The following is a 23979-nucleotide window of genomic DNA, read 5'->3' as shown; positions in this document are numbered from 1 at the left end:
CCGGCATCCGCTGAACTACTCAACCGAGGACTGCTCAGATGACATTGTGCTAAACAGGGGTCAACCAAAGGGGCCCTGTGGACCAGCTCAATCTCGGCATCATCGCGCACACGAACAAGGAGAACGAGCACCGTCTCCCGATTCATCCACGGCATTTCTCGCGCATCGATCCGGAGCTCAGACCGAGCATCTTCCTCGAACACGGGTACGGCGAACACTTCGGCGTACCGGATGCGGAGCTGGCTCCGCTGGTCGGCGGACTGCGCTCCCGCGCGGAGCTGATCGAGCAGTGTGACGTCATCCTGCTGACCAAGCCGCTCGCGCAGGATCTCGCCGAGCTGCGCACTGGTCAGGTGCTGTGGGGCTGGCCGCACTGCGTGCAGGACACGGCGGTCACGCAGCTGGCGATCGACAAGAAGCTGACCCTGATCGCCTTCGAGGCGATGAACCACTGGACCACTGAGGGCTGGTTCAGCCTGCACGTCTTCCACAAGAACAACGAGCTCGCCGGATACGCCTCGGTGCTGCACGCACTGTCGCTCGCCGGGGTGACTGGCGACTACGGCCGCCGGATGACCGCCGCCGTGATCGGTTTCGGGGCATCCGCCCGAGGTGCGGTCACCGCGCTGAGCGCGCTCGGCGTACACGACGTGGACATCCTCACGAACCGCGATGTCGCCGCGGTCGCCTCACCGATCCACTCCGCGCAGATCGTGCAGTTCGACCACGATGTCCCGGACGAGTCCGACGACTCCGATCCCCGCCGCAGCTACGCGTCCACCGAGAACGGCCGGGTTCCGCTCGCCGGTTTCCTCGCCGAGCACGACATCATCGTGAACTGCGTGCTCCAGGACACCGCCGCGCCGCTGACCTTCCTGATCGACGACGACCTCGCCCTGTTCAGCCCGGGCAGCGTGATCATCGACGTCTCCTGCGACGAAGGCATGGGGTTCAGCTGGGCGAAGCCGACGACCTTCAACGACCCGTCGTTCATCGTCGGCGACAACATCCTGTACTACGGCGTCGACCACAGCCCGTCGTACCTGTGGGACTCGGCGACCTGGGAGATCAGCGAAGCCCTACTGCCCTATCTGCCCGCGGTGCTCGCCGGACCGGACGCCTGGCAGGAGAACGAGACGCTGCGGAAGGCGATCGAGATCGGTGACGGAGTGATCCAGAACCCGGCGATCCTGGCCTTCCAGAACCGCGCGGAGGACTACCCCTACCCCCTCATGTAAGCCGCAGATCGAACATCCGCTTGGCGTTCTCGAGCGACTCGGTCACCGCCGCCATGCCGTGCGCGAGCATTTCAGCCTGGTACGACGCCAGCGAGCTCCCGCCCGTGAGCGCATCGGTCAGCCGCGCCGCGTCCCACAGGGCGGTGTTCGCACCAGCGCCGGCCGACGGCAGCATCGGATGGATGGCGTCACCCAGCAGCACGACCGGACCCTCGGGCCACGGCATCACCGAGGTACACGTGCGCAAGGTGATCGGGAATGCGGCCGAAGCGGCCGCGGCATCCACCAGCGAGCGGACCACCGGGTTCCAGTTGGCAACCTGCTTGCCCACAAGGGCCCACAGCTCCTCGGCCGGCATGGTGAACAGCTCGTCGTCGGTCCGCCCCAGCTGGTCCGAGGTCCCGGTCATGACCGCCATCAGGTAGTCGCCGTACTCCTCGGGCGGCGTCCGGAACAACACCGGTGCGAAGGCCGCGCCCACCCCGACGCCGTCGTTCAGGAAGCAGAATCCACGCAGGAACTCCGGCGGGACCGAGAGCCCTTCGGTCAGCGGAATCTTCCCGTAGATGCACCGAATCCCACTGTCGTGCACCTCGAACTCCGGCAGCAACTGCGCCCGCACGCGGGACCCGGCCCCATCCGCAGCCACCAGTACGTCGGCCTGCTCCGTCGTACCGTCGGCGAACCGGATCTCCACGCCGTCACCGACAACGTCGTACGCGATGAATTCCTTGCTGAAGGCAATCACCTCCTCGAGCCCGGTCATCATCGCGCGCCGGAACGCGTACCGATCGATCGAGGTGACACTGTCCGGGCCGCTGATCGGGAAGGTCTGCTCGAACTGCTTGTTCAGCTGGGTGTCGAACCCCGCGAGCAGATCACCCGGCCGGGTTGCCGTCTCGATCACGCGCCGCCGTACCCGATCCGGAAGGACCGCCGCGAGCGCCTGCTCCCCCGCCGGGCTGATGTGGATCCGGTACCCCTGCCGCCGGAACGCCGGCGACGGATCGCGCTCGTACACCCGCACCTCGACCCCAGCCTTGAGTAGTCCCTGGGCCAGCGCCAGCCCGCCGACCCCGGCCCCGACAATCGCCACCTTCATCACAATCACCCTTCCGTAGACTTTAATCATCCATCTGGATGACTAAAGTAGCACACGGGTAGACTCGACGCCATGCGGAGATCACCGGGGCCTGACGAGCGGCAGCGCGACGCCGAGCGGACCAAGCAGCAACTGCTGGACGCGGCCGTGACCGAGTTCGGCGCGCACGGGTTCAGCGGTGCGCGAGTCAGCGCGATCGCCGACCGGGCCGGGGTCAACAAGCAGCTGATCTCGTACTACTTCGGCGGCAAGGAAGGCCTCTACCAAGCCGTCGCTGACCGGTGGCGAGCCGGCGAACCCACCCTCACCGAGAACGCGGGCACACTCGGCGAGGTCGTTGGCGCCTACGCACGCGCCACGATGGAGCAGCCCGATCTGCTCCGCCTCCTGGTGCGCGAAGGTATCGACCGCGACGGCGGCGGTGACGAAGAGGCGCAGTACCAGCGCTTCCAGGGCATGCTCGCCGACTTCGCCCGCCGGAAGTCCGAAGGCGAACTCCCCGATAACGTCGACCCGGCGTACGCCGCCCTCGCCCTGTTCGGCATCTCCGCGGCGCCGGTCGTCTTCCCGCAGATCGCCCGCGCCCTCGGCCTCGACCCGGACAGCCCCGACTTCCCCAGCCAGTACGCCGATCAGGCCGCCGTACTGGTGTCCGAACTCAGATCGCGCCCGTGATGGCCTTCTTGCGCAGGTCGGCGCGGTAGGCCTCGAGCGCGATCAGCTCACCGAACATCCGGTTGTAGTCGTCGGCCTTGTCGATCGGGTTGGTCCGCTGCAGCTTGGACTTCAGGTCCATGATCCGCCGCGCGCAGGTCAGCTCCTGCACCCGCGCCACCAGGGCCAGCGCATACGGCTCGTCGGGCTCCCGGCCCAGCCGCAGCGGATCGACCGCGAGCGCACCGACCACGGCGGCGGCCGGATCGTTGCCGATGGCATCGCGTACGCCGACCACCCAGGCCTCACCTGGTGCCGCAGCGGCCGGTCCACCGATCTTCGCCATCCCGGCGCGAACCGCAGCAAGCCACGGATGCGTGAAGTCCTGGTCGTCCAGCTCGTCGAAGGCGGCCCCGACGAGATTCGGGTGCTGCATCGCGATCTTCAGCACGTCCCACTCGATCACGAACCGCTGATCGCGCGGCGACGGCAGGTCCTGGCGCGGTGGTGGCGCGGGAGCCTCGGTCGTCGTGGTGACCGGCGTCCGTCCCTGCGGCGTTTGCGGCGGCGTCGCCGGCCGGGACGCGGCGCGGTGCACCTCGGGCCGAACCTGGTCGACCTCCATGCCGAGCAGCCCGGCCAGCTCGCGGGTGAACGCGTCCACCTTCGAGCGGTCGCGGATGCTGACCACCAGCTTCGCCGCGTCGCGCAACGCGTCGATCCGGGTGTCGGCGCGATCCAGGTCGTACTTCGACAGCACGTTCCCAAGGACGAAGCGGTACAGCGGGACCCGGCGGCCGATCAGCTCACGGACCGCAGCGTCGCCCTTCTGCAGCCGCACGTCACACGGGTCCAGCCCATCCGGCTCGACCGCGACGTAGGTCTGCGCGGCGAACGCCTGGTCCCCAGCGAAGGCCTTGAGCGCCGCCCGCTGACCGGCCTCGTCACCATCGAAGGTGAAGATCACCTCGCCGCGGAACTGGTCGTGGTCGAGCAGCAGCTGCCGCAGCACCCGGGAGTGGTCCTCGCCGAACGACGTCCCACAGGTCGCGACCGCAGTCTGCACACCGGCCAGGTGACAGGCCATCACGTCGGTATAGCCCTCGACGACCACCGCCTGGTGGCCCTTGGCGATCTCACGGCGAGCGAGATCCACGCCGTACAGGACCTTGGACTTCTTGTAGATCGGCGTCTCGGGGGTGTTCAGGTACTTCGCTTCGATCTTGTCGTCGTCGAAGAGCCGCCGGGCGCCGAAGCCGATGACGTCCGAGGACGCGTCCCGGATCGGCCACATCAGGCGGCCGCGGAAGCGGTCGTACAGCCCGCGCTGGCCCTCGGCGGAGACGCCGGCCGCGACCAGCTCGGCGTTGGTGAAGCCGCGTTGGCGCAGGTGATTGGTCAGCGCCTCACCACCGCGCGGCGAGAATCCGACCCCGAACATCACCGCGGCGTCGCGGTCGAACCCTCGCTTGTCCAGGAACTGCCGGCCCGGCGCCGCCTCCGGCGCACCGAACAGCTGCTCGACGTAGTACTCAGCAGCGACCTTGTGCACCTCGACCAGCCGCGGCCGCTGATTGCCGGGACCACGCTGGATCGGGGCACCGGACTCGTCGTACCGGAGCTGGATGCCGACCTTCGAGGCCAGCGTCTCGACGGCCTCGTGGAAGCTGATCTGATCGATCTTCTGGATGAAGTCGATCACGTCGCCGCCCTCTTGGCAGCCGAAGCAGTAGAAGAAGCCGCGGGCCGGGGTGACGTTGAACGACGGCGACTTCTCGTCGTGGAACGGGCACAGCCCCTTCAGCGAGCCGCCCCCGGCGTTCTTCAAGGTCACGTAGGAGCCGACGATCTCGTCGATCCGCGCGCGCTCGCGCACCAGCGCGATGTCCTCGTCCTTGATCCTGCCTGCCACCCCGCGAGTCTACGATCTCCGGCAAGTGCTTCGGCCCGCGGGACGACGATCTGGGGATAACTCGTGCGAAGAAGAATCATCGGGCTGCTCGCTCTGAGCGCAGCCACCGTCGCGGCTCTGCTGACCGCAGGCGCCAGTCAGGCCGCCGAGAAGCCAGTGCCACCGGTGCCCTTCGTCGAGCTCGTCTCCCCCAGCGGCGTCGGCCGCCTCTACACCGCCGACCCCCGCGAACTCGACGCCGCGACGGCCGCGGGCTACCGCCGCCAGCCCGGTACGACGGGCTTCGTCGACCGTACGGCGACCACCGGCTCGACGCCGTTGTTCCGCCTGAAGCCGTCCGCGACCGCCTCGAAGTGGCTCTTCACCGCGTCCACCCAGGAGCGCGACGCCCTCATCACGCAGGGCTGGGTCAGCGAAGGCACGGCCGGGTACGTCGCGACTCGGCCCGGCGCCGGCCTGGTTCAGCTGCGCCGCTTCACGAACGGATCCGAGTGGCGACTCGCGCTCGAGCCACGCACGACCGAACTGCTGAACGCGGGCTACACCCTCGACGGCCCGGTCGGTTATGTCCGCCAGAACTACGTCCGTGCCGGAGCGGTCTACTTCGGCATGTTCCACAGCGGGGGCCACCCGACGATCATCCAACGCACCAAGGAGATCTACGGTCGCGACAACGACTGGTGGGGCGGCGTCCGCGACTTCCACGACGGCACGCACTACGCGACCGACAACTGGCCCGGCGAGGACTGGTCGAACCTCAAGCCTTCCATTGGGTACTACGACGACTCGCAGCCGGCGACGCTGGAGAAGCAGATCACCCAGGCGACCTCGGCCGGGCTGAGCTTCTTCAACTTCTACTACTACTGGGACAACACCAAGCAGCGCCAGGACCTCACGGACAAAGCGCTCGATGCGTTCCTGCAGGCCAGCAACAAGGACAGCATCGACTTCACCGTCGGCGTCTGCGCCCACCCGTACGCACCGCTCAACATCCCAGTCGCCCAGTACGACGCGGTCGCGACCAACCTGGCTCACTACCTGCAGCAGGACAACACCCTGCGCACCAACGACGGCCGGAAGATCCTGAACATCTGCGACGCCCGCGGACTCGGCGACGGCAGCAACGCACAGGTCAAGCAGTTCATCGACGCGGTCCGCGCGAAGTCCGGTCAGGACCTGTACGTGATGATCAACCAGGCCGGATTCGATCCCCAGCAGGTCACGAACGCCGGCGCCAACTCGCCGTACTGCACAACCGACGGACCGAGTATCGAGGCGCGCTCCTACGCGACGTACCTGCGTGACCAGCGCAAGTTCTACAACCAGGCGCCGACCGGTGCGTACGGCCGCTGCGTGCTGTCGGACTTCGACGAGCGGCCGCGCTACCCGATCGAGAACACCGACGTGAGCAAGATCCGCTGGATGCCCGACCAGTCCTTCTGCGGCTTCCGCCAGGCAGTCCGCAACGCGACCGCCGACATGGCCGCATCCACTCGCCCGTCCACGGTCGACAACTACCTCTTCCTGTACGCGTGGAACGAGTGGCACGAGGGCGGCATCATCGAACCCAACGAGCGCGACGGCTGCCGCTACCTCGACATCCTGCAGGCTGAACTAGCCCTCCAGGGCCCGGGCTGCACCAGCTAAGTTGGCTGCGTGCCCCGAACCCTGCGCCCCGGCCAACGTTCCGAGCTGTGCGTCGTCGACGTCCGCACCGGTGAGCACCGCCTGGTGTTCACCTCGGACGAAGTGCTCTTCGAAGCACCCAACTGGACACCCGCCGGCGACCTGATCGTCAACGGCAACGGCAAGCTGTTCCGCGTCGCTGATGGACTGATCGAGATCGAACTCGGCGGCGTACCGGACATCAACAACGATCACGTCGTCAGCCCCGACGGTCGGATCGTCTACGTGTCGGCGGATGACGGACACCTGTACGCCGTACCGCTCGCCGGCGGACCTGGTCGTCGAGTCACGAACGATCGCGGCCCCGCCTTCCACCACTACCTGCACGGCGTTTCACCGGACGGTACGACGCTGGCGTACATCGGCCTGGAGCCCGGGATCACCAACGTGTGGACGATCCCGGTAGCCGGTGGAACCGACGTACAGGTGACGAACGACGAGTACGCCGACGACGGCTCGGAGTACGGGCCGGACGGGCAGTGGATCTACTTCAACTCCGAGCGAGCTGGTCATGCCCAACTCTTCCGGATCGCCGGTGACGAGATCGAGCAGCTCACGTTCGACGAGCGCGTGAACTGGTTCCCGCACCCTGCCCCCGACGGCTCGTCGATCGCCTACGTCAGCTTCCCACCCGGCACCGAAGGCCACCCAGCCGACATCGACGACGTCCGCATCCGCCTCCTCACCAACGAAGGCATCCGCGACCTCGCCACCCTCTTCGGCGGCCAAGGCACCATGAACGTCCCCAGTTGGTCCCCCGACAGCACCGCCTTCGCCTACGTCGCCTACCCCCTCCCCTGACGTCCGAAGCATCCGCCCACACGGTCAGCGTGTCTTCGGACGTTAGCGGGGTTCGAGCGCGTCTCACGACGCCGCCGTACCGGATGCACCCGCGCCCGCCGACGCCGTTGCCGCCCGCCGGATCAGACCCTTTGCCGACCCTCGTCATCTGGTGGGTTATCCCTTGGAATTGTCCCTTCTCCCCTCAAAACTTCAGGGGAGAAGGGACAACATGAGCAGATATCCCCTCACTTTGCGCCGCTACCAAAGCCCGTCGGCCCCAAGCAACCACGATCCCGTCCAGCGTCTTCCCCGCACCGCAACCACAGCCCGTCAGCCATAGGCGACGGGGAGCGCGGTCGCCGACCGGACCATCCCCTCAGCCACCGCATTGCCCAGCCACCCTGTCTTTAATCGGCCGCATCCAATCTCGCCCACAGCGCGACGTGGCCGGCCGAGCCGCTCACCTGGCCCGCCGCGCCACCTCGACCGCCTCCGGCGGTCGACTGAAAGCTTCGCGCGCGCCAACTAGATGGCTGAGGGGGATGGCCAGGTCGGCGATCGAGGTGCACGTTGCCTGGGGCTGACGGGCTGTGGCTGAGGTACGTGATGCCCGGACCTTGCGCTAGCGGTGAGTTTTCGGGTCCAGGCGACGAAAAACTCACCCACAACGCGGCCGACCGCCCAAGGCGAGGCACCTTGAGCACCTCTCAACCACGTGACGCCCGTCGGCATGGTTGGGCCGTGCCCAAGGTCGGGTGGACGCATCACCTTGAGCACCTTGAGCATCCACGTGACGCCCGTCGGGGTGGTTGAACCGCGCTCAAGGTCGGGCGGCCGGGTCACCTTGAGCACCCGTCGACCACGTGATGCCGCCTTTGTGGAGTCTGGTGGGCGTTGGGTGGCACTGAGCATCCACAAAGGTGTAGCGCACCCGGAGAAGTGGCTGGGCCGCGCTCAAGGTCGGGCGGCCGGGGCACTTTGAGCGCCCCTCAACCACGTGACGTCGTACTGGAGGTGATTAGACGTCGGTCAGCGCGACTGACGAGTCGGCCAGCTTGGCCGGGTCGACCGGTTTGCCGGACTTGATCAGGTCGCGGATGGCGCCGACGCCGTCGTCCCACATGTTCACGTGCATGCCGGCCAGGATGTGGTGGTCGTCGTCGAGCCAGAACGCGAAGTAGGCGCCGGAGGCCGGGTCGCCGCGGAGGACTACCTGGTACGACGTGCCGTGCGGGATGTCGCCGACGTACTCCATGCCGAGGTCGAACTGGTCGGTGAAGAAGTACGGGATCGCGTCGTGGGAAACGTCCTGGCCGAGCATCGCCTTGGCGGCGTCGGCGCCGGTGTCCTTCGCGTTCTGCCAGTGCTCGACGCGGACCGGACGACCGAAGAGCGGGTGATCCCACCGTACGACGTCGCCGGCGGCGTACACGTCGTCGGCGGATGTCTTCAGGTCGGCGCCGGTGACGATGCCCGAGCCGGCCTCGCGGGTGGCGACCTCGATCCCGGCCTCCGAAGCGAGCTCCGTGTTCGGCTGGACGCCGACGCCGACCACCACGAGGTCAGCCGGAAGCACCTCGTCGCCGGAGATCCGAACGCCGGTCACCTTGTCGGTGCCCTCGAAGCCCTCGACGGTCGTGTCGAAGCGGAACACCACCCCGTGCTGACGGTGGAACCCGGCGTACAGCTCACCGACCTGCGCACCCATCACCGAGGCCAGCGCGGTCGACTGCGGCTCAACCACAGTCACCTCGCACCCGCGTTCCTTGGCGGCCGAAGCGGCCTCCAGTCCGATCCACCCGGCGCCGACCACGACGACGCGCGGCTTGGCGGCGTACGCATCGGTCAGCGCCTGCGACTCGGCCGCGGTCCGCAGGTAGTGGACCCCAGGCAGGTCCCCACCCGGTACGTCGAGGCGCCGGACCCTGCTTCCGGTCGCGATCAGCAGCTTCGCGTAGGACTGCGTCGATCCGTCGTCCAGTGTGATCGTGTGCGCCGCGCTGTCGATCGCGGTCACGGTCGTCCCGAGGCGGAGCTCGACGGTGTTGTCGTCGTACCACTGCTGGTCGTGCAACTGCGCGGACTCCGGCCCCTTCTTGGCGAGCAGGACGTCCTTGGACAACGGAGGCCGCTCGTACGGCAGCTCGGTCTCGCTGCCGATCAGCACGATCCCGCCGGTCCAGCCCTCCTCTCGCAGGGTCTTGGCCGCGGTCGCTCCCGCGAGGCTCGCACCAACGATGACGATGGGCTCTGCAGCAGTCATGTCACTGACCTTAGCCCTGCGTAACGATCTCCGCGTGCCAGGTCAGGGCCGACGGGTCAGTGAGCGAGGCGACCTGGTCGACGATCACGCGCAGACGTGCGTTGTCGTCCGGCGCTTCGTGCCAATCCGCGCGCAGAGCAGCGTCGAGATGGGTAGGCCCGGTCTTCCACAACGCGTCGGCGAGCTCGGTGAGCAGCTCGCGCTGGATGGCCCGGCGGGCCTGCCGCTCGGGTGAGTTCAGCACGTGGAACATGCCGACGCCTTTGAGCAGCCCGATCTCCACCCGAACCCCATCCGGTACGACGAGATCCGCCTCGTACCGAATCAGCCGCGACCGCCCGAAGACCGCGTGCGTCGCCTGCTCGGCCGACGTCACGAACCGGCCGATCAGCTGGCTGGTCAGATCCTTCAACCCGCCGAGCGCGCGCCGACTGTCGTCGAACGCGCCACCCGGCCAGTAGTGCAGCCCGGTCAGTCGCCGCCAGCCCTCGTCCAGCTCGGCGTCAGTTGCCTCCGGCAAGTACATCTGCCGGACGGTCTCCCAGTACGGCGCTCGGTCCGCGTCGACCGCGGCCAGGTCGATGTGGTGCGCGACGATCCCGTCCTCGACGTCGTGCACCGAGTAGGCGACGTCGTCGGCGAAGTCCATCACCTGCGCCTCGAGACACTGCCGCTCGCCGACGCCCTGCCGCAACCACTCGAAGACGGCGAGATCGTCGTCGTACACACCGAACTTGCGCACGCCCGCGCGGCGGGGCCACGGGTACTTGGTGGACGCGTCGAGCGTTGCGCGACTCAGGTTGAGTCCGACGCTGCGGCCCGCGGAGAACGTCTTCGACTCCAGCCGGGTCAGCAATCGCAGCGTCTGGGCGTTCCCCTCGAAGCCGCCGATGTCAGCGGCCAGCGTGTCCAGCGCCCGCTCACCGTTGTGCCCGAACGGCGGGTGACCGAGGTCGTGCGCCAGGCAGGCCGCGTCCACGATGTCGGGATCGCAGCCCAGCGTCGACGCCAGCTCGCGGCCGATCTGCGCGACCTCGAGGCTGTGCGTCAGCCGGTTGCGGACGAAGTCGTCACTGCCGGCGGTGGCGACCTGGGTCTTGGCCGCCAACCGCCGCAGCGCGGCACTGTGCAGCACCCGGGCACGGTCGCGCGCGAACGCCGTCCGGCCCGGCCGCTTCACCGGTTCCGCGACCCACCGCTCGGCGTCGTGCTCGTCATACCACTCGTGCTGCTTCCTCATCACCGCTCACAGTAACGGCCGCAACCGACAGTTTTAGCCCCAACCGCCTTGCACCATCGACTGGAACTTCCAGTCCCCGGCCACCTTCACGAGCAGGTCGCCGTACCGGACCGGTTGGGTGTTGCCGTCGTACGTCATCGTGCCGTCGGTGATCACGAAGACCAGGTCGTCGGACAGGAAGTGCGGCGTGCGCGTCGTCTCGAAGGTGACGTCACCACCGCCGCCCATGACCTGTTCCATCTGCGCCAGGTACGCCGCCCGATCGAGTTGGGTCGCGCTCCCGTTGCCCTTGCCGTCGTCGGTCACCTCGTTCAGCGGGAACAGCGCCAGGTCCGCCATCCCCTCGTAATCACGCGCCGCCGCCAACGCGTCGTACCGCTCGAACCACTCCCGCACACTCGCCTCGGACAAGCCGGAACTCCCCTCTCGAAGAAACTTCGTACAGTGTACCCAGTTAAGTCAAGAGGTAACGCAGTACCGCGACCAGACCACCCCGCCCTTGAACACCTCGGTCCCCGCGTGCTCCAGCCGGACCCCCGTCGTACCGCACCAGGGAGCGCCCTCACCCACGATCACGGGATGCACGAGCAGCGCCAGCTCGTCGACGAGCCCAAGCTCCAGCAGTACGGCGATCAGCGCGCCACCGGACTCGACCCGAACCACCCGCGCACCGCGCTTCCCCAGCTCATCGAGCACCTCCTCGAAGTCCACCTGCTCATACCCGGTGACGAGCTCCCGGGTGGTCGCGTCAGGTGGTCGAGCCGGCGTCTGATCGGCGTACAGGGCAAGCACGTCAGACCAATGGCCGAGCGCCCGCAACGCATCCCACTCGCGCACGCGCGCCCGGCTGTCCACCACCGCCAGCAGCGGCCCAGCCTCCCGTGGGCCAACACGCTCAACAGCCCGTACGACGCTCTCCTGCGCCAGCACGGTGTCCGCACCGACGAGCGTCACGTCCTCCTGCCAGAGCGTCGCCATCGCGTAGTACCGGGCAAAGTCCGCGTCGAATCCGGCCGTCCGCCCGTCCAGCGAGACCGCCACCTGAGCCACCACATGAGGCCGCATACCCCGAACGCTAGAACTCACCACCGACAGTTCCGGGGGATTGCAGAGAACTCTCTGCAGAGGCTACTCTGCAATCATGCGACGCATCGACGCCAAGAGCCTGCGCGGACTCGCCCACCCCTTGCGGATGGACATCCTCGACGCGATCGAGGTGGACGGCCCCGCCACGTCGACCACGCTCGCCGCCCGGCTGGGCGAGAACACCGGCACGATCAGCTGGCATCTGCGTCTGCTCGCCGAGCACGGCTACCTCGAGGAGGACACCGAGCGCGGCAACAAGCGCGAGCGCTGGTGGCGCGTCCCCAAGGGCACAACAACCCTCGATCCGGCCGAGTTCAGCGCCGACCCCGAGACCAAAGGCGCGCTCCGCGTCTACTTGAGCCACCTCGCCGAGACCTACCACCGCCACGTCCGCAAGTACCTCGACGAGGACTGGCCCACCGAGTGGCAGACCGCCGCGTCGCTCTCCGCCTGGCGCAACCTGCGCCTTACGCCGGCGCAGCTCCAGAACCTCAACGACGAGCTCAGCGAAGTCGTCAACCGCTACCGGGAGCTGGAGCCGGCTCCCGACGCCGAACGCGTCCTGGTCCAGTTCCAGTCCTTCCCCCAACGCCCGGAGGAAAAATGACAACGTCCGAAGAACCCGCAAGCGTCGTCGGCGAGTTTTCGGACGCTGGCAACAACCAACCCGGAACGTCCGAAGGAACGAAGTGCGTGGTCGGCGAGTTTTCGGACGCTGGCGATCGGCGGAGTTTGTTGTGGCGAGATCGGGACTTCCGCCTGTTCTGGACCGGCGAGACGATCAACCGCTTCGGTACGGCGATCTCCGGCGTAGCGATTCCGTTGATCGCGATCTCGGAGCTGGATGCGAGCACGTTCGAGGTCGGCGTACTGACTGCAGCGGCCTGGGCACCGTGGCTGCTGATCGGGTTGCCGGTCGGCGCCTGGATCGACCGGCGCCACCGCCGCCCGCTCATGATCGGTACGTCGGTCATCTCGCTGCTGCTGTTGGCCGCCGTACCGGTCGCTGCATCAGCCGGCCTACTGTCGGTGCAGTTGCTGCTCGCGGTCGCACTGCTGACCGGCGCCTCTAGCGTCGTCTTCCAGACCGCCTACGGGGCTTACCTCCCGACGCTGCTCGACCCCGCTGATCATGCGGAGGGCAACGCCAAGCTGCAGGGCAGCGCGTCCGGCGCGCAGATCGTCGGCCTGGGATGCGGCGGTCTGATCGTCCAGTTCGCTGGCGCGACCAACGCCCTGTACGTCGATGCGGCGACCTTCGCACTCGCCGCTCTCTGCCTGACCGCGATCCGATTCCGCGAGCGCCACCCGACGACCGCTCGCCAGCCCGGTGCGATTCGCGAGGGGATCCGGCTGGTCGCGCACGACGTCTGGCTGCGGACCCTCACCCTCTTCGGCGCGATCTCGAACCTGGCCTTGATGGGCTATCAGGCGATCGTCGTGGTCTTCCTGGTCCGCACGGTCGGCCTAACCCCGGGCACGGTTGGCGTACTGGTCGCGGCCGCGGCGAGCGGCGGAGTCGTCGGCGCGTTCGTCGGCCGCCGCCTGGCCGCCCGCTTCGGCAACGCGCGGGCACTGCTGCTCTGCGAACTGGGCCTACCGACACTCGCCCTGCTCATCCCGCTGGCCCAGCTCAGCCCCGCGCTCTACGTGATCGGCGGCTTCGGCGTCGGTGCGGGCGTCGTCGGCGGCAACGTGGTCAAGTCGACCTTCCTGCAGTCCTACTGCCCGCCCGACCTGCGCGGCCGGCTGAGCGCGACGGCGTCATTCGTGAACTACGGAACGATCCCGCTCGGCGCACTCCTCGGCGGCAGCCTCGCCTCCTGGCTCGGCATCGAGGCAGCGCTCTGGATCACCACGGCTGGGGTCCCGCTGGCCGCATCGGTGCTCTACTTCTCACCGATCCGGCGCCGGCGGGACCTACCGACCGATCAGATGTCGCGGAACGTCTCGATCTGCGCGCCCAAGGAGTTGAGCCGGGTCGCGAGCTCCTCGTAGCCGCGGTTGATCACGTAGACGCTGCGCATCACCGACGTACCCTTGGCCGCCATCATCGCGATCAGCGTGACGACCGCCGGCCGCAGCGCCGGCGGGCACATGATCTCGGCGCCGGAGAAGTGCGTCGGGCCCTCGACCATCACGCGGTGCGGGTCGAGCAGCTTGACCCGGCCACCGAGCTTGTTCAGGTCGGTCAGGTAGATCGCGCGGTTCTCGTAGACCCAGTCGTGGATCAGCGTCTGACCGGTCGCCGTCGCCGCGATCACCGCGAAGAACGGCAGGTTGTCGATGTTCAGGCCCGGGAACGGCATCGGGTGGATCTTGTCGATCGGCGCGTGCAGCTGCGACGGGCGGGTGGTCAGGTCGACCAGCCGGGTCCGGCCGTTCTCGGCCAGGTACTCGTCGGTGCGGCTGTAGTCCAGCCCCATCTCCTCGAGCAGCGCGAGCTCGATCTCGAGGAACTCGATCGGCGCCCGCCGGATCGTGACCTCTGAGCCGGTCACGATCGCCGCGGTGAGCAGGCTCATCGCCTCGATCGGGTCCTCGGACGGCGCGTAGTCGACGTCCACGTCGATGTTGGCCTTGCCGTGCACGGTCAGCGTGGTGGAGCCGACGCCGTCGACCTGAACGCCGAGCAGCTCGAGGTAGAAGCAGAGGTCCTGGACCATGTAGTTCGAGCTCGCGTTCCGGATCACGGTGACGCCGTCGATCCGGGACGCCGCCATCAGCGCGTTCTCGGTGACGGTGTCGCCGCGTTCGGTCAGCACGATCGGCTTGGCCGGCGTGACCGCCCGGTTCACGATCGCGTGGTACTCGCCGGCGGTCGCCTTGACCTCGAGGCCGAACGGCCGCAGCGCGGTCATGTGCGGCTCGACGGTCCGCGTGCCGAGGTCGCAACCACCGGCGTACGGGAGCTGGAAGGTGTCCTCACGGTGCAGCAGCGGGCCGAGGAACATGATGATCGAGCGGGTACGACGTGCCGCTTCCGCATCCATCGCACCGAGGTCGAGATGGGCCGGCGGCACGATCTCCAGGTCACCGGCGTCGTTCAGCCAGGTGGTCTTCACGCCGATCGAGTTGAGTACCTCGAGGAGCCGGTTGACCTCCTCGATCCGGGCCACCTTGCGCAGCGTGGTGCGTCCCTTATTGAGCAGACTCGCGCACAAAAGTGCGACCCCGGCGTTCTTGGACGACTTGACGTCGATCGATCCCGACAATCTGCGGCCACCGACGACACGGAGGTGGACCGGACCGCCACCGAGAGAGACAATTTCGGAGTCGAGGGCCTCGCCGATCCGGGCGAGCATCTCGAGGGTGAGGTTCTGATGACCCTTTTCGATCCTGTTCACCGCGCTCTGGCTGGTGTTCAGTACTTCCGCGAGCTGCGACTGGGTCCAGCCGCGGTGCTTACGGGCGTCCCGGATGAGATTGCCGATCCGGCTCAGGTAGTCGTCAGTCATGCGCCGGACCATATCTCACATGTGAGATACCCCTTCACCGACCCGCCGTTGTCAGGGTAGCCAATGTCACTTCGAGGGTGGACGCCGCCCCCCGGACGGGCGAGGACCGGAAGCCGCCTACACTTGCCCAACTCCCGCCGCCACTGGAGAGGACCAGCACATGCATGACGACACCTCCGCGGTGGTGAACGAATTCGAGGCGGAGGCCTGGCCGCTGGATGCAGCGGCCGACAGTCTGCACCAGGTCATCGACGGTTTTCAGGACGGCGACACCCGGCCGCTGGTGATCGGTGACGGCGACCAGCCGGTGCTGGTCGTGCTCGCGATCGCCGACCTCGCCGACTTCCGCTCCCGGATCGCCGACCTGCTCGGCAACCCGGTCGACGCGGGCTGGCTGCGCTACTACCTGCGCTCGAACTTCGACATGAGCTCGGAGCGGCTGATCGAGCTGCTCGGCGTCGACTCCGACCACGGCCTGTCGTCGCTGGCCAGCCAGGTCAACGTCGAGCAGGCCGCGGTCCTGATGCCGGACCACCTGCGCCGTACCGAGGCCGGCGGGAACCCGTTGATGCTGATCGGCGACGGGATGATGGCGACCGCGGCGCTGCTCGCGTTCCCGGCGTTCCAGGTGCTGCTCGCGATGGACGGCGGCACCACGGTCGAGGACGACTCCTGCGCGCACGACGACGAGGAGAAGCCGACCACCCCGCTCGAGGTGCTGGCCGAGCGCCTCGGCCCGATCTCGACCCAGCTCGTCGCGCAGATCAACGCCGGCCGCGAGCCCGGCCTGCCGCGGTACGAACTGCACTTCGAGGACGACCTGATCGACCACCTCCGCACCCTGGAGGGGATGGCGCAGAAGTCACCCGGCAGCGACGCGTACGACGAGCTGAACGGACTGCTGCACCAGTTCGACGAGATGCGCAGCGGCCAGGCCGAGGTCGAGGAAGACGACGAGCTGGACGAGGCGCCGTACCTGGAAGCACCCGATCTGGCGGCTGCGCTACCGGAGCTGCGCGACAACTTCCGCAGCGGCGTCGAGGACCCCTACCTGATCGGGTACGACGGACGCCCGCTGGCCGGCCTGATCACCTTCGACCTGTACGAGGAGCTGCAGCAGGTCTCGGTCGAGCTCGACGGCACCGACGAGGCGCCCGTGCTCCCGCTCCCCCAGCCGCGCTGGGAGAACGGGCCCGAGGTGCTGATCTTCGAAGCCGCGATCGCGGCCTGCGAGGCGGTCGTCCAGGACATCTCGAACGGCGACGCCTCGATGATCTTCATCGGTGACGAGGACGGCGATCCGGAGCTCGTCCTCGCCCCGCTGGTCTGGCTCTGGGCCTACGTCGACCACCTGAACCTGGAAGGCGCTGAGGTCTAAGCGTCACCGAATCCGTGCACCGGCTGCCACTCGGTCAGGAGTGCCAGCTGGTAGACCTCGGCGGGGGTGTAGGGGTCCTTGGCGAGGATGTCGCGCAGCTCTGCCTCGTCGGCGACGTTGTACACGAGGAGTGCGCCGGTCTGGTCGGTGAAGGGTCCGGCGGCTACCAACTTGCCGGCTTGTTTGAGCTCGTCCAGGTACTCCCGATGGGCCGGACGAACCGCCAGCCGCTCATCGGTCTCGGCGAGGTCGAACTGCAGCTGCACCACGAAAAAGGCCATACCCCAAACCCTACAACGAGGGTGCGGTACGGCCTTGTCCACAAGAAGATTTGGTGCGGGAGAGGGAGCCACGAGCCGCCACAGCGGCTGGTTCGAGTCAGACCCGAAAGTCGACGGTGCACTCCCTTCCCGCCCGGCTATTTTCACCACCTGGAGACCCACTACGCAAGGGGTTGGTTAAGAGAAACTGCAGCAGAAAGTTGAGTGAGGTAACGCTTCGTGATCGCGCCGCCGTTCGCCCTGATGAGAGCGCGGACACAGTCGTACAGTCCGTCACGCCGCTCCGCTGTCAAGGCCCGGTGACCCGAGTACGACGAAAGAAGTTCGAGGTACTCGTCGGCCGAGTAGACCACTTCCCACTCGTACCGCCGGAACGTCACCGGCCCGAACAAGCCCGAGGCGTCGATCTCACTCGAGTCCTCCGGTACGGCGCTCGCCGCCGGCAATCCGCCTTTCTCCGGATCGTCGGTGAACCGGTCGTAGCACTCCTGCACATCGACGAAGAACCGCTCACTCCCACCAGCCACGTGATGCGTCGACACAACCGCCAGCACGCCACCCGGCCGCAGTACCTGAGCACACCGCCGTACCCGCGTCTCCGGGTCGAGCCAGTGGAACGCAGTCGCCGACAGGACGAGGTCGAACGTAGGCTCCGGCAACTCCCAGGTGTCGAAGTCGGCCACCGTGACATCCACCGTCGGCAGATTGCGCCGAGCAACTGCCGCGAGCTCGGCCCCCAACTCCACCGCACTCACCGACCACCCACGCTCGACCATCGGCCGAGTCGCCTGACCGGTCCCAGGCCCGATCTCCAGCACACTCGGCTTGGCGACCCTCAACAGTCCACCGAGATCGTCGTACAGGCTCGGCGGGTAGTCCGGCCGCACACGGTCGTACAGCTCGGCATCTTCAGTGAAGGTCTGGCGCAGCGTCTCCCGGCTCACCGTTCCACGCTACGCCGACGAACCCTGCCGACCGAGATATGGAGTGGTAAGAGTCGCGGGCTCGCTGGCGACGTCCAAGACCGACTGAGGGAAGCGGGAGCCCGGGATGTAGTAGCGGGCTCGCGTACGCCCAACGGGCTGAAGGACTTGGGCAGCGACAAGATCGCGGAGATCACGTTGAGCCTGTTGCAGATTGAGGCCCTCGGCATGTTCATAGCGGGAGCGCCGGACGCGGCCGGCCATGGCCACGTCATGCAGGGCAGTCACCATCCGCTCGTCCAGTCCGCTGCTTCTCGCGTGGACGGCGAGGGCCTCCCAGACCCGAGCAGACCGGTCCAGTCGGTTCTGGACCGTCTGCGCTTGCTGGTGATAGGCCGTGAGGTTGAAGCGCAGCCAGCTCGAGACGTCCTGATCCGGTAGGTACTCGCTGCCTCGACTGTTCAGCTCGCGGTAGTAGTCCCAGGTATTGCCCGGCCGTCCCAGCCAACTCTCGATCGAGGAGAACTCAGGAGCAAGGACACCTTCCCGTGCAATCAGGAGCGTCTGCAGCGAGCGAGACATCCGGCCGTTGCCGTCGGCCCAAGGATGGATGGACACCAGGTGCAGGTGCGCCATCGCTGCCCGCACCAACGGATGGGTGCCGTCCTCGACGTTGAGCCAGTCAACGAATTCCTGGATCAGCCCCGGGACCTGCTCGGCCTCGGGCGCGGTGTAGGCGGCGATGCTCGGGTCACGGGCATCAGTCACGTAGACCGGGCCCCGGCGCCACTGTCCGGCCGGTTTGCGCGGACCATGGCGGTGCCCCTGAAGCATCCAGTGCAAGGCGTTGAGCAGGCCTTTGCTGTAGCTGAAGTCCGCGACATCGGGGACGGCCTGGATATACGACATCGTTCGCTGGTAGGCGAGGGTCTCCGCACGGTTCTCCTCCGAGACCTCCACATCCCGCTCACCCGCTATGAGGTCCTCGACGTCGACCGTGGCGACCTTGAAACCCTCGATCGAGTTCGACGCGGCCACAGCGTCCGCGGTGAGGAACTTTCGCAGGCCGGCGGTCCACTTCGCAGGGCTCGCGTGCACCTGGTGCCGAAGGGCCTCACGCATGCGCTCGATGTCATCGAGCACGCGCTGGTCCTCAGACGTGAGCGCAGGAGTGGGGTACAACATGAAGGCAATAATAGAATGACGTAATCATTACGTCAGTACGGCTAGGCGGGGTGAGGAGTGAGGCCGGCGACGATGAGGTCGGCGACCGTCTCGGCATGACGGCGGACCTCCTCCTCGCTCGGTTGCACGGGACCACCGAGAAGTACGGTCTCGACCGGGCTGGCGTACGGAGCGCCGCCACCCTGGACGACCAGGTAATGGAGAGTCGCGTACGGCACCTCGCGGATCCGGCCGGCCGCGACCAGGCGCCGCATCCGCTGCTCGACCAGCGGGCGCAGCGGGTTGACGAAGTGGTCGACGACATAGCGGATCCGGGGACTGTCGATGGCGCCCTCGTGGCTCATGATCCTGAGCACCTCCGGATGCGCCGCCGCGAACATCAGCTGCGCGACCACCGCCTGCCGAAGCGCCTCGAGGTCATCCAGCGCGGAGTCGACGGCCAGCTGCCGCCAGGACCGCTCACTGACGGCCAGGGCGTGCTCCATCGCCGCGAACCACAGCCCCTCCTTGGAGCCGAAGCGCGCGGTCAGCAGGGCGTGGCTCACCCCGAGCCGCCGACTCAACTCGCGGACGGACATCCCGTCGTACCCCTGTTCCGCGAAGGCCTCCAGCGCACCCTGCAGCAGCGGGCCGACCTCGAGCCCCTCACCTGACCGGGGCCGGCCACGGCCGCGTGTCTGCACCATCACAGTTCTCCTACTTGCCGAGTCGTGGGCGGTCGGCGCATGCTGATTGTGGCAGATTAATAGACGGTTGGATATTAAAACACACCCTTGGAGCAGCGCCATGACACGCGACCAGATCAGCCCGGCCAGGATGGGCAGCACCCCGCAGGACTACGCGCGATTCGGGATCGAGCCCGGCGCGATCAAGCCGCACGAGGACGGCCTGCGGACCGACGGCGGTCCGGGCAGCTACGAGTGGTGGTACTTCGACGCCCACCTGGACGACGGCGCCAAGCTGGTCGTGGTCTTCTTCACCAAGGAGTTCACCGCGATCGGCAAACCGCTCGCACCGATGATCCGGATCGACCTCACCCTTCCCGACGGCACCACCGTGGAGAAGCTGGCCGAGTTCGACGCGAGCACCTTCTCGGCCTCGACGGACACCTGCGACGTCCGGATCGGCGAGAACGTCTTCGCCGGCGACCTGCACACGTACACGATCCGCGCCAAGGCCGAGGACGTGGAGGTCGACGTCACCCTGACCGGAACGGTGCCGGCCTGGCGCCCCGAGTCCGGGCACTGGTTGTTCGGCGAGGACGGCGAGCAGATCTTCGCCTGGCTGCCCTCGGTGCCCGAGGGCCGGGTCGAGGCGACGTACAGCCTGGCCGGCCGCAGCAGCACCACGACGGGCGTGGGCTACCACGACCACAACTGGGGCAACACCCTCATGCTCAAGCTCATGCACCACTGGTACTGGGCTCGCGGCTCGGCCGGCCCGTACTCCGTGATCGCGTCGTACATCACCGCCGAGAAGCAGTACGGCTACTCGACCCTGCCGGTCTTCATGCTCGCCCGGGACGGGAAGCTGATCGCCGACGACAAGAGCAAGGTGACCTTCGAGGAGCTCGGCAGCTACACCGACACCGAGACCGGCAAACCGGTCGCGAACGTCACCCGCTACACCTACACCGATGGCGACGAGCGGTACGTCGTCACCTACACGCGCCACTCCGACCTGTCCACGGTGAAGTTCGCGGACAACCTGACGCCTCCGAAGCGGTTCGCCGCCAAGCTCGCCGGCTTCGACGGCGCCTACCTGCGTTTCGTCGGCGAGGTCCGGATCGAGCACTACGAGGGCGACAACCTCGTCGAGAGCCACGTCGACGACGCCCTGTGGGAGCTCATGTACTTCGGCAAGGCGCGCCCCTGACTGTCGTCGGGGACGCGCTTGCGAGCAGCTTCAGTCGAGGGCGGCGCGGCCTGCTTCGAGACGGGCGATAGGGATCCGGAAGGGCGAGCAGGAGACGTAGTCGAGCCCGGCCTCGTGGAAGAAGTGGACGCTGTCGGGGTCGCCGCCGTGCTCGCCGCAGATGCCGAGCTTGAGGTCGGGCTTGGTGGCCCGTCCGCGATCGACACCCGTCCGGACGAGGGCGCCGACACCCTCGACGTCGATCGACTCGAACGGCGAGACCGCGAAGATGCCCTTCTCCAGGTAGCGCGAGAAGAACGAGCCCTCGACGTCGTCACGGCTGAAGCCCCAGGTGGTCTGGGTCAGATCGTTGGTACCGAACGAGAAGAAGTCGGCCGCCTCGGCGATCTGGTCCGCGATCACCGCGGCGCGCGGCAGCTCGATCATCGTGCCGATCGGGATGCTCCACTCGACGCCGACGTCGGCCAGTACCTTGGTCACCTCGTCGCGCGCCAGGTGCAGCTCCTGTACGGCGCCGACCAGCGGGATCATGATCTCGGGCTGCGGGTCCTTGCCCTGGTGCTTCAGCTCGACCGCGGCACTTGCGATCGCTCGCACCTGCATCGCGAACAGGCCTGGGATGACCAGACCGAGCCGTACGCCGCGCAGGCCGAGCATCGGGTTCTGTTCATGCAACCGCTGGACCGCGGCGAGCAGCGTCGCGTCGCGGCCTGGGTCCTGACCGCGCTCGTTCGCGAGGGCGACCTTGACCGCGAGGTCCTCCATCGACGGCAGGAACTCGTGCAGCGGCGGGTCGATCAGCCGGATCGTCACCGGCAGGCCGTCCATCGCGCTCAGCAGCTCGAGGAAGTCGCCGCGCTGCAGCGGCTCCAGCTCAGCCAGGGCAGCTTCGCGCTCGGCGTCGTCGTCGGCCAGGATCAGCCGCTCGACCGCCTCGCGGCGCTCACCGAGGAACATGTGCTCGGTCCGGCACAGCCCGATCCCCTCAGCACCGAACCGCCGGGCCCGGGCCGCGTCGTCGGCCGTGTCCGCGTTGGTGCGGACGCCAAGACGCCGTACCTCATCTGCATGTGTCATCAGCCGGTGTACCGAGGCGACCAGTTCGTCACCGGCCTCGGCGTCCAGCGAACCCTCGAAGTACTGGACGACCGGCGACGCGACCACCGGCACCTCACCGGCGAAGACCTCACCGGTGGTGCCGTCGATCGAGATCGTCGCGTCGGCGTCGAGTACCTTGCCGTTGACCGAAATGGTGCCCTCGGCAACGTTCACCTCGAGCTCCTCGGCACCGCAGACACAGGTCTTGCCCATCCCGCGCGCGACCACCGCCGCGTGTGAAGTCTTGCCGCCGCGGCTGGTCAGGATGCCCTGCGCCGCGATCATGCCGTGCAGGTCGTCCGGGTTGGTCTCACGGCGGACCAGGATGACCTTCTCGCCCTTCTCCGCTGCCGCCACCGCGGCGGCCGAGGTCAGCACGACCTTGCCCGAGGCCGCACCCGGCGACGCACCGATCGCCTTGGTGAGCAGCTCCGTGTCCGCGTCCGCGTCGAACCGCGGGAACATCAACTGCGCCAGCTGCGCACCCTTGACCCGCTTCAGCGCCTCGTCGGTGTCGATCACACCTTCGTCGATCAGGCTGGTCGCGATCCGGAACGCCGCCGCCGCGGTCCGCTTGCCGACTCGCGTCTGCAGCATCCACAGCTTGCCGCGCTCGACCGTGAACTCGATGTCACACAGGTCGCGGTAGTGCCCCTCGAGCTTGGCCATGATCGCCAGCAGTTCGTCGTACGACGTCTTGTCGATCTGCTCGAGATCAGCCAGCGGGACCGTGTTGCGGATGCCGGCCACGACATCCTCGCCCTGCGCGTTCTGCAGGTAGTCGCCGTACACACCGGGCTGGCCGGTGGAAGGGTCGCGGGTGAAGCAGACACCGGTTCCCGAATCCATGCCGAGGTTGCCGAAGACCATCGAGCAGATGTTGACCGCCGTACCGAGGTCGGTGGCGATCCGCTCCTGCCGCCGGTAGAGGATCGCGCGCTCCGAGTTCCAGGAGCCGAAGACGGCCTCGATCGCGAGGTCCATCTGGGTTCGCGGGTCCTGCGGGAACTCGCGGCCGGTGTGGTCCAGCACCGCCTGCTTGAACGTCTCGACGATCGCCTTCAGGTCGCCGGCGTCGAGGTCCAGGTCGTTGCGGGTGCCCTTGGCCTGCTTGGCCGCCTCGATCGCGTCCTCGAAGACATCACCCTCCATGCCGAGCACCGTCTTGCCGAACATCTGGATCAGCCGGCGGTACGCGTCCCACGCGAAGCGGGGGTTGCCCGACTGGTGCGCGAGACCGTTGACCGAGTCATCGTTCAGGCCGACATTCAGGACCGTCTCCATCATGCCGGGCATCGAGACCGCGGCACCGGAGCGAACCGAGACCAGCAACGGGTCGTCGGCCTGACCGAGCTTCTTGCCCATCTTCTGCTGCAGTACGTCGACATGGTGGTCGATCTCGTCGGCCAGCTCCGGCGGGACCGAGCCGGTGCTCAGGTACGCCTTGCAGGCCTCGGTGCTGATCGTGAATCCGGGCGGCACCGGCAGACCGAGGTTCGTCATCTCGGCGAGGTTCGCACCCTTGCCGCCGAGGAGCTCCTTCATGGTCTTGTTGCCTTCGGCGAAGTCGTAGACGAGTTTCGGCACGTTCACTCCCTGGGGTGCGGGTGATGCTGCTGAGACGCGGTGCGGTGGCCCGCTGGCCCCTCGACTTCACTGGCGTGGGCGTTCCTTCAGAGTAAGCCAGAAAACCAGTCCAGTTGAACACTGGTCTCACAATGCTGACGTGACGCTGCCCACAGGCGACCGGACGGAAAGCCCTTACCTGCTTGACAACGCAGGACAATCGGCCTGTTCAACGATGAATCGCAGCCCAC

General features: G+C 67.5%; 20 protein-coding genes. 8 read left to right on the top strand and 12 right to left on the bottom strand.

Features of this window, described 5'->3' with window-relative positions:
* The first annotated feature begins 77 nt into the window (after positions 1-77).
* On the top strand, positions 78-1238 hold the full coding sequence (locus tag ACFVWG_RS23780) for a N(5)-(carboxyethyl)ornithine synthase (protein WP_391545571.1): 1161 nt from the start codon (positions 78-80) through the stop codon (positions 1236-1238).
* Here ACFVWG_RS23780 and ACFVWG_RS23775 read toward each other — a convergent pair.
* Positions 1231-2340: an FAD-dependent oxidoreductase gene (locus ACFVWG_RS23775; RefSeq protein WP_391545570.1), complete on the bottom strand. Its 1110-nt coding sequence runs from the start codon at positions 2338-2340 to the stop codon at positions 1231-1233. The genes ACFVWG_RS23780 and ACFVWG_RS23775 overlap by 8 nt on opposite strands.
* Before the next feature lie 72 nt (positions 2341-2412).
* Here ACFVWG_RS23775 and ACFVWG_RS23770 point away from each other — a divergent pair, with 72 nt between their 5' ends.
* Complete coding sequence (locus tag ACFVWG_RS23770) at positions 2413-3015, top strand: TetR/AcrR family transcriptional regulator (RefSeq protein ID WP_391545569.1); 603 nt, start codon at positions 2413-2415, stop codon at positions 3013-3015.
* On the opposite strand, the gene dnaG is transcribed toward ACFVWG_RS23770, so the two are convergent.
* Entirely contained in the window at positions 2999-4906 is a 1908-nt protein-coding gene (gene dnaG / locus ACFVWG_RS23765; RefSeq protein ID WP_391545568.1) for a DNA primase, read from the bottom strand. The two genes, ACFVWG_RS23770 and dnaG, sit on opposite strands and share 17 nt — an antisense overlap.
* Positions 4907-4969: 63 nt before the next feature.
* On the opposite strand from dnaG, the gene ACFVWG_RS23760 reads away from it, so the two are divergent.
* Together ACFVWG_RS23760 and ACFVWG_RS23755 are read left to right on the top strand one after the other, a co-directional pair.
* Positions 4970-6553, top strand: a complete 1584-nt coding sequence (locus ACFVWG_RS23760; protein ID WP_391545567.1) for a glycoside hydrolase family 99-like domain-containing protein — start codon at positions 4970-4972, stop codon at positions 6551-6553.
* Positions 6554-6562: 9 nt separating this feature from the next.
* Complete coding sequence (locus ACFVWG_RS23755) at positions 6563-7393, top strand: TolB family protein (RefSeq protein ID WP_391545566.1); 831 nt, start codon at positions 6563-6565, stop codon at positions 7391-7393.
* A 1000-nt stretch (positions 7394-8393) separates the two neighbouring features.
* On the opposite strand, the gene ACFVWG_RS23750 is transcribed toward ACFVWG_RS23755, so the two are convergent.
* Genes ACFVWG_RS23750 through ACFVWG_RS23735 form a run of 4 tightly spaced genes read right to left on the bottom strand, consistent with a single transcriptional unit; the run spans position 8394 to position 11943 of the window.
* Complete coding sequence (locus ACFVWG_RS23750) at positions 8394-9638, bottom strand: NAD(P)/FAD-dependent oxidoreductase (RefSeq protein ID WP_391545565.1); 1245 nt, start codon at positions 9636-9638, stop codon at positions 8394-8396.
* Between the two features lie 10 nt (positions 9639-9648).
* On the bottom strand, positions 9649-10878 hold the full coding sequence (locus ACFVWG_RS23745; protein ID WP_391545564.1) for a deoxyguanosinetriphosphate triphosphohydrolase: 1230 nt from the start codon (positions 10876-10878) through the stop codon (positions 9649-9651).
* Positions 10879-10911: 33 nt separating this feature from the next.
* Positions 10912-11289 carry a nuclear transport factor 2 family protein gene (locus ACFVWG_RS23740; RefSeq protein ID WP_391545563.1) on the bottom strand — a complete coding sequence of 126 codons (378 nt, stop codon included), beginning with the start codon at positions 11287-11289 and terminating at the stop codon, positions 10912-10914.
* A 48-nt stretch (positions 11290-11337) separates the two neighbouring features.
* Positions 11338-11943 carry a RibD family protein gene (locus ACFVWG_RS23735; RefSeq protein WP_391545562.1) on the bottom strand — a complete coding sequence of 202 codons (606 nt, stop codon included), beginning with the start codon at positions 11941-11943 and terminating at the stop codon, positions 11338-11340.
* Between the two features lie 76 nt (positions 11944-12019).
* Between ACFVWG_RS23735 and ACFVWG_RS23730 the strand changes: the two genes are divergently transcribed.
* A complete protein-coding gene (locus tag ACFVWG_RS23730; protein ID WP_391545561.1) occupies positions 12020-12571 on the top strand; it encodes a winged helix-turn-helix domain-containing protein in 552 nt (183 codons plus the stop codon).
* A gap of 86 nt (positions 12572-12657) precedes the next feature.
* Positions 12658-13962 (top strand): MFS transporter, encoded by a 1305-nt coding sequence (locus ACFVWG_RS23725; protein WP_391545560.1) that lies wholly within the window; start codon positions 12658-12660, stop codon positions 13960-13962.
* Here the strand turns inward: ACFVWG_RS23725 and ACFVWG_RS23720 are convergent.
* Positions 13896-15422, bottom strand: a complete 1527-nt coding sequence (locus ACFVWG_RS23720) for a helix-turn-helix domain-containing protein (protein WP_391545559.1) — start codon at positions 15420-15422, stop codon at positions 13896-13898. The genes ACFVWG_RS23725 and ACFVWG_RS23720 overlap by 67 nt on opposite strands.
* Before the next feature lie 160 nt (positions 15423-15582).
* Between ACFVWG_RS23720 and ACFVWG_RS23715 the strand changes: the two genes are divergently transcribed.
* A complete protein-coding gene (locus ACFVWG_RS23715; protein WP_391545558.1) occupies positions 15583-16800 on the top strand; it encodes a hypothetical protein in 1218 nt (405 codons plus the stop codon).
* Here the strand turns inward: ACFVWG_RS23715 and ACFVWG_RS23710 are convergent.
* The 4 genes from ACFVWG_RS23710 to ACFVWG_RS23695 all read right to left on the bottom strand — a co-directional run bounded on the left by ACFVWG_RS23710 (position 16797) and on the right by ACFVWG_RS23695 (position 19875).
* Positions 16797-17081, bottom strand: a complete 285-nt coding sequence (locus tag ACFVWG_RS23710; protein WP_391545557.1) for a YciI family protein — start codon at positions 17079-17081, stop codon at positions 16797-16799. The two genes, ACFVWG_RS23715 and ACFVWG_RS23710, sit on opposite strands and share 4 nt — an antisense overlap.
* 161 nt (positions 17082-17242) lie before the next feature.
* Positions 17243-18025, bottom strand: coding sequence for a class I SAM-dependent methyltransferase (locus ACFVWG_RS23705; protein ID WP_391545556.1), 783 nt, complete (start codon positions 18023-18025; stop codon positions 17243-17245).
* Between the two features lie 9 nt (positions 18026-18034).
* Positions 18035-19189 carry a Fic family protein gene (locus ACFVWG_RS23700; RefSeq protein ID WP_391545555.1) on the bottom strand — a complete coding sequence of 385 codons (1155 nt, stop codon included), beginning with the start codon at positions 19187-19189 and terminating at the stop codon, positions 18035-18037.
* 41 nt (positions 19190-19230) lie between these two features.
* Positions 19231-19875 (bottom strand): TetR/AcrR family transcriptional regulator, encoded by a 645-nt coding sequence (locus tag ACFVWG_RS23695; protein WP_391545554.1) that lies wholly within the window; start codon positions 19873-19875, stop codon positions 19231-19233.
* Positions 19876-19975: 100 nt separating this feature from the next.
* Here ACFVWG_RS23695 and ACFVWG_RS23690 point away from each other — a divergent pair, with 100 nt between their 5' ends.
* Positions 19976-21064: a lipocalin-like domain-containing protein gene (locus ACFVWG_RS23690; protein WP_391545553.1), complete on the top strand. Its 1089-nt coding sequence runs from the start codon at positions 19976-19978 to the stop codon at positions 21062-21064.
* Between the two features lie 30 nt (positions 21065-21094).
* Here ACFVWG_RS23690 and ppdK read toward each other — a convergent pair whose 3' ends face one another.
* Positions 21095-23749 (bottom strand): pyruvate, phosphate dikinase, encoded by a 2655-nt coding sequence (ppdK, locus tag ACFVWG_RS23685; RefSeq protein WP_391545552.1) that lies wholly within the window; start codon positions 23747-23749, stop codon positions 21095-21097.
* Between the last annotated feature and the right edge of the window lie 230 nt (positions 23750-23979).

The organism is Kribbella sp. NPDC058245, from assembly GCF_042882005.1.
Lineage (GTDB): Bacteria > Actinomycetota > Actinomycetes > Propionibacteriales > Kribbellaceae > Kribbella.
This window is presented reverse-complemented; position numbering and strand designations above follow the sequence as displayed.

Coding starts and splice junctions, on each gene's coding strand:
- ACFVWG_RS23695 (WP_391545554.1), bottom strand. CDS start 19,875: ATGGTGCAGACACGCGGCCGTGGCCGGCCCCGGTCAGGTGAGGGGCTC.
- ACFVWG_RS23715 (WP_391545558.1), top strand. CDS start 15,583: ATGCATGACGACACCTCCGCGGTGGTGAACGAATTCGAGGCGGAGGCC.
- ACFVWG_RS23710 (WP_391545557.1), bottom strand. CDS start 17,081: ATGGCCTTTTTCGTGGTGCAGCTGCAGTTCGACCTCGCCGAGACCGAT.
- ACFVWG_RS23775 (WP_391545570.1), bottom strand. CDS start 2,340: ATGAAGGTGGCGATTGTCGGGGCCGGGGTCGGCGGGCTGGCGCTGGCC.
- ACFVWG_RS23770 (WP_391545569.1), top strand. CDS start 2,413: ATGCGGAGATCACCGGGGCCTGACGAGCGGCAGCGCGACGCCGAGCGG.
- ACFVWG_RS23735 (WP_391545562.1), bottom strand. CDS start 11,943: ATGCGGCCTCATGTGGTGGCTCAGGTGGCGGTCTCGCTGGACGGGCGG.
- ACFVWG_RS23730 (WP_391545561.1), top strand. CDS start 12,020: ATGCGACGCATCGACGCCAAGAGCCTGCGCGGACTCGCCCACCCCTTG.
- ACFVWG_RS23750 (WP_391545565.1), bottom strand. CDS start 9,638: ATGACTGCTGCAGAGCCCATCGTCATCGTTGGTGCGAGCCTCGCGGGA.
- ACFVWG_RS23745 (WP_391545564.1), bottom strand. CDS start 10,878: ATGAGGAAGCAGCACGAGTGGTATGACGAGCACGACGCCGAGCGGTGG.
- ACFVWG_RS23700 (WP_391545555.1), bottom strand. CDS start 19,189: ATGTTGTACCCCACTCCTGCGCTCACGTCTGAGGACCAGCGCGTGCTC.
- ACFVWG_RS23690 (WP_391545553.1), top strand. CDS start 19,976: ATGACACGCGACCAGATCAGCCCGGCCAGGATGGGCAGCACCCCGCAG.
- ACFVWG_RS23720 (WP_391545559.1), bottom strand. CDS start 15,422: ATGACTGACGACTACCTGAGCCGGATCGGCAATCTCATCCGGGACGCC.